This window comes from Terriglobia bacterium, assembly GCA_036496425.1.
Taxonomy (GTDB): Bacteria; Acidobacteriota; Terriglobia; order 20CM-2-55-15; family 20CM-2-55-15; genus 20CM-2-55-15.
This window is the reverse complement of the sequence record DASXLG010000093.1, coordinates 1-9,822: the sequence shown is the minus strand read 5'-3', so window position 1 is coordinate 9,822 and position 9,822 is coordinate 1. Positions and strand designations below refer to the sequence as shown.

General features: G+C 58.0%; 7 protein-coding genes. 3 read left to right on the top strand and 4 right to left on the bottom strand.

The window, feature by feature from the left end; translation table 11 throughout:
* The coding region (locus VGK48_06895) for an AsmA family protein (GenBank protein HEY2380897.1) at positions 1–1,529 on the bottom strand (1,529 nt) is incomplete at its 3' end.
* Positions 1,530–1,592: 63 nt separating this feature from the next.
* Complete coding sequence (locus VGK48_06890; protein HEY2380896.1) at positions 1,593–2,738, bottom strand: sensor histidine kinase; 1,146 nt, start codon at positions 2,736–2,738, stop codon at positions 1,593–1,595.
* Positions 2,739–2,887: 149 nt separating this feature from the next.
* Between VGK48_06890 and VGK48_06885 the strand changes: the two genes are divergently transcribed.
* The 3 genes from VGK48_06885 (at position 2,888) to VGK48_06875 (ending at position 6,928) form a co-directional block, all read left to right on the top strand.
* Entirely contained in the window at positions 2,888–4,486 is a 1,599-nt protein-coding gene (locus VGK48_06885) for an ATP-binding protein (protein ID HEY2380895.1), read from the top strand.
* Between the two features lie 79 nt (positions 4,487–4,565).
* A complete protein-coding gene (locus VGK48_06880) occupies positions 4,566–6,125 on the top strand; it encodes a hypothetical protein (protein HEY2380894.1) in 1,560 nt (519 codons plus the stop codon).
* A gap of 11 nt (positions 6,126–6,136) precedes the next feature.
* A complete protein-coding gene (locus tag VGK48_06875; GenBank protein HEY2380893.1) occupies positions 6,137–6,928 on the top strand; it encodes an OmpA family protein in 792 nt (263 codons plus the stop codon).
* Positions 6,929–7,020: 92 nt separating this feature from the next.
* Here VGK48_06875 and VGK48_06870 read toward each other — a convergent pair whose 3' ends face one another.
* Together VGK48_06870 and VGK48_06865 are read right to left on the bottom strand one after the other, a co-directional pair.
* Entirely contained in the window at positions 7,021–7,752 is a 732-nt protein-coding gene (locus tag VGK48_06870) for an alpha/beta fold hydrolase (GenBank protein ID HEY2380892.1), read from the bottom strand.
* Between the two features lie 11 nt (positions 7,753–7,763).
* Entirely contained in the window at positions 7,764–9,335 is a 1,572-nt protein-coding gene (locus VGK48_06865; GenBank protein HEY2380891.1) for a PQQ-binding-like beta-propeller repeat protein, read from the bottom strand.
* Between the last annotated feature and the right edge of the window lie 487 nt (positions 9,336–9,822).

Here is a 9,822-nt window from a genome sequence, read left to right as displayed (position 1 = left end):
CCCGCGATGCGCAAGCCGCTGAAGTTCAGGTTCAGGCTGCCGTTCAGTGCTCTCAGGACCTCCGGCGATGAAATCTGGCGGACCGGCCCCGTGGCATGCAGGTCCAGGCTGAGCGTGCCGGAACCGCCGCTGATTCTATCGAGAGCGGTAATTCCATAGGCTCTGGCAATGGCGAGTATTTCCGGCAGCGTGGCGTTGGGCGCGCGCACTGTCAGATCGATGGCCGGCGACTTCGAGGCATAATTCTCCAAAGCCACGTGAGAAGCAACGGTTGTGCTCCCCGAAGAAATCTCGAAATTGTTCGACTGAATCGCCGTCGGAGTCAATGTCAGGTCGATGGCGCGAATCCCGATGGGTTGCCGGATTTCTTTGGCAGCAATTTTAATGTCTTGCCCCGAAATGGTTCCGGTCAGCTGAGGCCGGTCCGCGGGCCCTCGCGCCTGGACGTTCAGTGCGATACGACCCGCAACTGTTGTCTGCGGAGAGAACACCACGCCGAAAGCGGAAGCAAGGCGGCTGATTTCACCAATCGAGATCTCGCCCGACTTCACGCTGAGATCCACCTGTGGCGGAACATGCTGGGTGTTCAATGAACCGGTGACAGTGATCGGCGTCTGCCCAAGCTTCACGGTTGCGCTGTCGATCTTGATCTGACCGGCGGCAAGGTTGCCCGACAGCTTGTAGTCCGCGCTGATCGGATAACCCACATCGACGCCGTTGACGACCGGCTTCTCAATCTTCAGATTTCCGCTCGCGGCCAACGTTCCGGACGAACTGTTGATGGTGGTCTGGCCCGACAGCACTCCGTCTGTTTTCGCAAGCATCGGATTTCCCGCGAATTTCTGCAATCCACCGAGGCCGACTTGCTTGAGATCAAGAGTACCGCTGAAAGGCATCATTGCCATATTTCCAGCCGGTACCGGTCCGGCCTTTCCCTGAAGATGAAGGTCCTCTGCGCCCGGCCCCGGCAGGTGAGCCGCCACATCGGCCGAAAAGGCTTTTCCAGGGGCATAGTCTTTGAGAGTCAGATCGATGTGATCGTAGACGGTCCGCGGCTGCTTTCTTTCAAGGTCCGTGACCGCGACCTGGCCATCCTTGATAGATAGCGCGCCGATCGAAAATGTGCCGCCACCGTGCGAAGTGCGGCCTCCGCCTAAAGTGGAAACGTTCCAGACGCCCTGCGCATTTTTGATCAATTCGACGTTCGGCCGCTGAAGCTTCATGGACGAGATGTCGACGTGTCCCGCCAGCAGCGGCAGAAGCCGCAATGAGACGTCCAACGCATCGGCCTGCACGAAGGGCGAGCGGGGATCGAATGCCGCATCGTCTGCGATGACGGGATTTTCTACCCGAAGGCGGGGCGGAACCAGCCGAAGGCTGACATTGCCCATCGACACGTTCCGATTCAGTGCCTGCCCCAGCCTGGATTGAATCTGCGGCCGGTAACTGTTGACGTTAAAGCGCGCTGCAGCCCCAACCACAATCAGAAACACGATCACGGCACCGACGATAATTGCAGGTTTGCGCATAAGACCCCCAAAACAAAAACACCTTTTGGTGATCAAGGTGCAGTTGGGGTGCCGCCGGAGTTCTCAACACCTGCCTGGCAACGTGAAGCTGAACGTCGAACCGCGGCCAACTTCGCTTTCGACAAAGATCTGACCGCTGTGCGCCTCAACAATTTGTTTGACGATCGGAAGACCGAGACCTAATCCGCCCTTCCTTGCCGGATCGGTCTCGAATTTCTCGAAGATCTTTACCAACCGATCGGCCGGAATACCGGAACCTGTGTCGCGAACCCAACAGCGCACTTTATTGACTTCGGTGATATTTGCCCCGACTGTTATTTCTCCCTTTGCCGTGTACTTTATTGCATTGGATAGCAGGTTCTGGATGACCTGCGTGATGAGCACGGGATCTGCATAGACTACACAATCCTCAGGAACGGCGTTGACCAATTGGACGGGCGCATTTTCAATCAATGAACGGAGGTCCCATATCATCGACTGCACAAGAGGCCACAAATCGAACTCGTTGTGCGCGACTTTGAGTTCTTCAGCAGTGCTCGCGGCCAGATTGTGTTGTTCCTGAGAGGCAGATGTTATGAGCGCATTCAGCCTGACGGCATTTCGCCGCACGATGTCCAGCATGGTTCCCACTCGTCCGCCTCGCGACTCTTCTTCAAGGCTCGTTTCTAAAATCCTTCCGGCCGCGTGGATTGCGGACAGCGGCGTCTTAAGGTCGTGTATCAGGAACGACATGTGTTCCTCTCTTCGTTGTTGGATCTCCAATGCTTTTTCTTTAGCGTAGGTGTCGACAGCCAAAGCTACGGCTCGATCAACCACCCGGTTGAGGATTCGGTTGGGTTCGCCGGTGATGTCCAGATTTTCCCTTTCGGCGACATTTGAAAGGAGTTCGCGCAGGATGTTGTATTCAGCCACCACTTCCACGATGTCGAAACCTGCGCGCAAACGCAGACCCCCGTGGATTTTCGGGCTGTCGTGCAGTTGAAGATCCAGCACGGATTCGGCGCCACCGGACATCAAATCTTGCGTCAGCTCCTCGAATAAATAGGGGATATGATCATTCAGGGTCGGTGTGTCGAGACCTCGTGCAGCGGGCAATAGACGTATTCGTTTGCGCCATTCATTCAACAATTCGTCGTGATGCTTGTGGATGATGCCTGCGAATTTCTGCATGGGGCTGTCCGGCAAATCGTTTCGATTTATTTTCGCCACTTTGTACCCCTCATTTCATTATGGCCTAATCGATTGGCTCAACAGCAACTCACAAAATTGTTTTCACTCGCGCCTCTGGCAGAACTGACGAATTTTGGGCATTCTGAAAGAGGGTGTATCCGTACGGCCGGGGCTCGGGAGAGACAGCAATGTCATCGAAGCCTTCAATGATGGATTACGACGCTTATCGCCTTCTCGTCCAGGAAGTGAAGGATTATGCGATTTTCATGCTCGATCCGAAGGGTAGGATTCTCAGTTGGAATGCCGGAGCACAGCGCTTGAAAGGCTATATGCCTGAGGAGATTATCGGAAAGCACTTTTCCGTTTTTTATCCAAAACAAGATATTGCGAATAAAAAACCTCAGCGCGAGCTTGAAATCGCTTTGGTGGAGGGCAGGGTCGAAGATGAAGGCTGGCGCCTTCGGAAAGACGGAACGCGGTTCTGGGCGAACGTTGTCATTACCGCCTTGCATGACGACCGGGGGAAGCTTCGAGGGTTTGCGAAAGTGACACGGGATCTCACGGCGCGGCGCAGAAATGAAGATCTTCTCCGGGAGCAGGCTGCGCAACTTGAAAAGAGGGTGCAGGTACGTACCGAAGAGCTTGAGAGAGCCAATCGGATGAAAGATGAATTCATCGCGACGCTGTCGCATGAACTACGCACGCCGATCACTTCGATCACGGGATGGGTCCAGATGTTGCAGGATGGAGCCTTGACCTTGGCGCAGCAGCGCAAAGCACTCGAAGTGATCGATCGAAACCTCGTCACGCAAGCCCAGCTCATCGACGATTTACTGAATGTCTCCCGAATCGTGACGGGCAAGCTGCGAGTCGAGATGCAATCGGTTTATCCTGCTCCGTTGATTGAGGAAGCGATAGATTCGCTGCTTCCGGCTGTCAAGGCAAAGGCCATCAAGCTGACGCGGGATCTGGATGGCGGCATTGGCCCCATGCACATCGACCCCGCCCGCTTTCACCAGATCCTGTGGAATCTCCTGACGAATGCGGTGAAGTTCACACCCAAAAAAGGGCACATTCAGGTCACTCTGAAACGGTTCAGCAGCAGTGCGCTTCTACAGATATCCGATTCAGGTGAAGGGATTGATCCTGAGTTTCTTCCGTACGTCTTCGACCGTTTCCAGCAGGCTGATGCTTCATATGCACGCAAGCATGGCGGTCTTGGCGTTGGGCTGACAATCGTCAAGTACCTGGTCGAACTGCATGGCGGAACAGTCTCCGCAGAAAGCGGAGGCATCGGGAAGGGCAGCAGGTTTACTGTCACGCTTCCCATTCCGGCCCTTACAGCGACCGCCGCAGAGACTGCGAAGCAAGCAGCGGCGCACGACGCTGCCGGGCTGAAGGATGCACGCATTCTCATCGTCGAAGACGAAGCGGACACTCGCGATATGCTCGCGCATGCTCTGAAACAGTGGGGAGCCAAACCGATTCCCACGGAATCCGCAAAGCAGGCTTTCCGTTTGCTTGAAACACAGCGCTGCGATCTTCTCATCAGTGACATCGGTATGCCGGAAGTCGACGGCTATACGCTGATGCGAAAGATTCGGACGAAGAAATGGCCCGCCGCCAAGCTTCCGGCTATCGCGCTCACAGCCTACGCGGGAGAGGAAGATCGCAAGCTGGCGGCTGAGGCAGGCTTCAATGCACACATATCCAAACCGATCACACTCAACGAACTGGTCCGCGTGATCGCTAAACTGATCGGTAAACGACGAAAATTGATTGCCTGATCCGGGTTCATCCCAGCCGCGCAGCGAGGCCTGAAGACGCTTTCCCGATGAATCGGCGTGTAGTATAAGCACCAAGAGCATGATGCGGAAAATTCGTCCTTATATCTTTGTCCTTGTCCTTTTGAGTCTGATCGGATCCTGGCCGCACCTTTTTCCGGCTGCGGCCCGGACGCTCGATGCCTGGTGGACTCCGGGAAACGGCGCCGTCCTTCGTTCAACGGTTCCCTATGAGAACCCGTTCGGATGGTTGACGATTCTCAACTCATCCGGCGACGTTGTGACCAAAAACAATGCATTCTTTGACCCGATCGGCAGCAACGGGCGCGCTTGCGTGACCTGCCATCAACCCGCCGATGGTATGAGCATCAGCGTCGACTCGATCCGTCAGCGCTGGGGCAGGACCAGCGGATCGGATCCGCTGTTCGCCACCGTCGACGGAAAGAACTGTCCGGACCTGCCCGACGAATATCCGCAGTCGCATTCGCTTCTTCTGGATCGAGGACTGATCCGTGTTCCGCTGCCGTGGCCGCCGAAAGCTGCAGATGGGACCGCCATCAAACCGGAGTTCACAATCGAGACTGTCCGCGATCCGACAGGTTGCAACACCAGTCCCGTATATGGGCTGAACAGCCCGGCGCCGACGATATCGGTGTACCGCCGGCCGCGTCCGGCGGCCAACCTGAAGTACGTTACCGCCGATGGTTTCGGCGTCGGCCGGTTTATCGCCAAGGACGGACAACCGACCGAACGGGATCCCGAAACCGGAAAGCTCGTGCAGATGAACATGATGGCGGACGCGCGTGAACCAAGTCTGAGAAGTCAGGCCCGCTCCGCCGCGGCCGGCCACCTTCAAGTGAAGGGCGCCTTGACGGACGCGCAGCTGGATCAGATCATCGCCTTCGAATCTCAGGTTTATGCGGCGGAAAGTTACGACTGGACAGGAGGCGACCTGACCGAGGAAGGCGGTCCGCCGGCATTGGGTCCGGCAGCGCTGGCGCAGGGAAAAACCGGGGTTCTCGGAAACAACACGGCGAACTTCGTGTTTCCTATGGGCGATCGCTGGAAACGCCTTCCTCGTACCGGCGACGACGAAATCGACGATCAGAATGCATTTCGCGAATCCGTCGCCCGCGGCCACGATGTTTTCTTCTATCGTACGTTCTGGATCAAAGATGTCATGCACCTCAACACCGTAGGTCTTGGCAATCCGGTCAAGCGGACCTGCGCGACCTGCCATGGAATGCATATGACCGGAATGGATACTGCGAACGGGTGGATGGACATCGGCACCACCAACCTGCCGTGGGCCAGGGAAGCGCCGGCCAGTCCCTGGTCCAGCGAAAAGAATGAGCTGCCGCTCTTCAAGCTGACATGCAACAACGCCATCGCGCCTCATCCGTTCCTGGGCCGCGTGATCTATACCCAGGATCCGGGACGGGCTTTGATTTCGGGCAAATGCAATGACATCGGGGCGATCGTGATCCAGCAATTGCGCGGATTGGCGGCAAGGTCGCCCTATTTCGCAAACGGATCGGCGGCAAACCTGCGTGAAGTGGTCGACTTTTACGATCGGCGCTTCAATATTCAATTCACCGAGCAGGAAAAGCAGGACCTGGTGAATTTCCTGAGCGTGTTGTAAAGGTGAGATCGATGAAGCTGTGCAGGCCGCTGATCGTCGCCCTCGTCATAGCCGCAGGTGCCGGCTCGGGGTACGCCCAGCAGGAGCAGCGCAGGAATTTCGCCAGCTGTCCTGTCGTGCAGGATACGAAAACCGTTCCATGCTGGCTTGCGGAATACGGCGGGGAACTCTACTACCTCGGTATCCAGAGCGACAGCAGCGCGGAATTCCATCCACCGTACCTTGGACACAAGGTGCTGGTTGAAGGCGTCATATCCAATGAGCCCCGCATCTGCGGAGGCATCGTGCTCAAGCCCGTTGTGGTTTCGCCGCTGATCGAGCCGGATCCCTCGTGCAATACCATTTTGCCGGCGCTCGACAAGTACACGGTTCCCAATGCGCCGCGGCCTCCCGGACCCAGCGACGGAACGCTGGCTTTTCAAACGCCCGCGCCATTGCAAACAGGCGCTCCGCTGCAGCCGCCGTTTGCGGCGAAGGAGTTTTCGATCTACTACGATTTCGATGCGCCCGTCATGGGCAGGCATGCGGCGGTTCTCACGCAGATCATGGACTACGCTGAAAAGATCGGCGCCAAACACGTGATCGTGAGCGGCTATCGCGGCGCGACGCTGCTTTCCGATAAAGCGGTGCTGACGGAACGGCCGGGCATCTCGAAGGATAGAGCGGAGGAAGTGGCGGATCTGCTCGAACGAGCCGGACTTTCGAAGGCGGCGATTCAGGTCACGTTCCAGGGCGAGCCCGAACCTCCGCACGGCGTCGACGACTGGAAGTCGAGGCGCACGACAGTGCGGGTGGAACCGTAGACAAAGGAAATTCCATCAAATTCGCCTGTCGGCCGGGGCTAAAATCTGACGCGCCTCCGGCGCTGATTCATTCACATTTTCTAAGGCCGCGTCTACACGTGCGCCGCGAATCGATTGAGCGCCTTGGCCAATTCGTCTGGCATCGATAGGTGAGGCGTGTGATCGGTGTCGAGTTCGACGACGTCCGCGCACGGGTTTTCGGCGATCATGCGCCGCTGCAAGGCCGGTGAGATGGCTCGATCTTGTGTGCATACGACGTAATACCGGTTAATGCTGTCGAGAGCCCCGGGACGGATGGACACCGGCGTCGCGAATGGCGCGACCGGTTGCGGGCGCTGCCGTTCGATGGCCCATGTGGCCACATCCTCTGTGCAGAAGCCGTACAACGCCTGACGCGACGCCCCGGCCGGCATGATCGCAACCGGTGGTTCTCCTTCTATAACGACATTGGCCTGGACCTGATCGCCCGTTCCCTCCGGCAGCCGGGTCAAGTCGAGTAGACTCTGACCGTCTTTCGGCGCGAACGCCGTCACGTACACGAGCGCCGCGACACGGTCCGGACATCGCGCCGCCCCTTGCGTTGCAATGATGCCGCCCATACTGTTGCCGGCGACGATCGCCGGTTCGGAACTGCCGCCCAGCACTTCACACAGCCGGGCAGCGCACGCATCCAAAGTGACACCGCTTACGGGCGTTTGGTCGTCACCACAGCCGGGCAGGTCGAACGCTTCCACGGAATGTCCGGCGCTCTTCAAACGGTCCATCAGCGGCCGCCAGATCCATGCCCCGGTGAACGCGCCATGTATAAGGACAAATCTTGCCATTGGTTTCCGGATCAGGACAGATGCCAGATATTAACAATACCCGCCGGTGGCGTCGCCGGAGCGGCGGGAGCCGGCGGAGTTGCGGGCGGCGGAGCGGCTCCGCGTCCACGTCCGCGGCCGCCTCCTCCGCCGAATCCGCTGATGGCTCCTTCGGGAAGCGCGATGCGGTTGTCCACGACGATGAGGCTGTTCCAGTGACCTGCGCCCGATTGAAGCGTTGCAACCGCTGCACCGGTCTCGGCGTTGAAGACCTGCACGCCGCCGGCCTGGGCGTTATAGGTGAACAGCAATCCTCCTGTGTAGAACGGCGTGTTGCCCGGCGTTGGGTTTTTCCAGGCTTCCTTCAGCATGTGATCCCTTCCGAAAGTCCACGCCGTGGTGCCGCCGCCGCCACGTCCGCCCTGGGCGGCAAACAGGTAGGTGGTGCCATTGATCTTTGCAGTGGCCGAAGCCGAAAGAAGCTGCGCGCTGCCCGGCGTCGGTACCACTTGAAGCTCTCCGCCCTGATGTCCTGTGGTTCCTTTAATAATGTCCATCGTCAGGAGGCGGATCGTGCCGTCCTTGCCGCCCTGTGCGATGTAGCCGTCTCCGAGGAGGACAGGAGAGGTGGAGCCCATGTCGAGATCGCGTTTTTGCAAATCCGCATTGTTCGTCGTGGTCCAGTTGCCGAGCATCTTGGTTGCGGTCGGGTCCAGCATAATCAGCGCATCGCCCCAGTTCGTCTTGCCGTCATAATCGCCGTTGCCGGTGGCGAACAGAAGGTTGCCGGTGGCCGGGTCGACCACGATGCCGGCGCGTCCCCAGATGGCCGACTGCACATGTGAACAGGTCGCCGGATCCATTAATTCCGTGCGGTCGCTGCAGAGGGAGTTCCAGACGTGCTCGATGGCGCCGGTCTGCGCGTTCATCATGACGACATGTCCCTGGTAGGTTCCGGCGTCGCCCACATAGCCGGCGGTCGGCGCGAGCACATGTCCGTTGACGAAGGACAATGGCGAATCCATTTTCTCGATTTTCGGAAGTTTGGTGACGGCCGTACTCCAGACGGCCTTTCCGTTTGCGATCGAGATCTTGGTGACATTTCCGTCGGAGGATGCGGCATAAATGAATTGCCGGTTGGCGTCGGCTACCGGTGACGAGTTTGTGATCTCTTTCGCGCCGAAAGGATTGTCGGCGCCGCGCTGCGGATTCATGGCGGCAGTTTCATCGAAACCCGGAGGGCCGAATTCCCACAGCACTTTGGCCTCTTTCGCATCGATCGCAACCGTGTGACCGAGGTTTGTCGTCCCGAAAAAGACGTCGTGGGATGCGCCGTTGACCTGAACGCCGCGAAGATAAATGAGTCCTGCGTCGATCGGCGCGGAGACGGTGACCTGCTGGCGCACCATCGATCCGACATTCGCTGCCGTGATTTGCGTCGGCGCCATGTTGGCGTTCGTGCGTGTGTTATCGCCGCCGAAGGTCGGCCAATCCGCATTATTTGCGGCAGGCGCCGCCCCTCGGCGTTGCCCCAACGTCAGTCCGGCGGCAACTGCCAGGCTCAGCATCAATAGTGTGAGCACACGCAAGACATTTCTATACATTGTTGTTCTCCTAGCTTTTGTTTAACAGCCATTGACCAGGCTGGTCGAGGTAAACGCCGGCGAAGATTCTATTTCACGCCGCCGCCGCCGGTCCAGACGCAATTGTTGTGTATAAGTGCCTCCTGCCGGCTACAGCCAATGGCAGACGATTTTGCCGTAGTGACGGCCGAGGGAACGATCGGCGCGATCTTTGTCGAGTTCCGGCCAGACATCAGCCGGCACCTGTTTCACCACAACGCCCAACCCTGAGGGCTCCGTCAAAGTTGTTTAGCCGCAGATTGCGCGGATTACGCAGATAAGCGCATCAATAAGCCTCTTTCTGCGCCCATCTGCGTAATCCGCGCAATCTGCGGCTAAACTTGTTTCGCAGAATCAGACGTGCGCGAATCCGCTTATACTGTCGCGCGAAGGAGAACCCCATGACAACACTTCGAACGACGCTTCCCAACGCGGCATTGTTGTTGATTGCCCTGATGATACCTGCCAG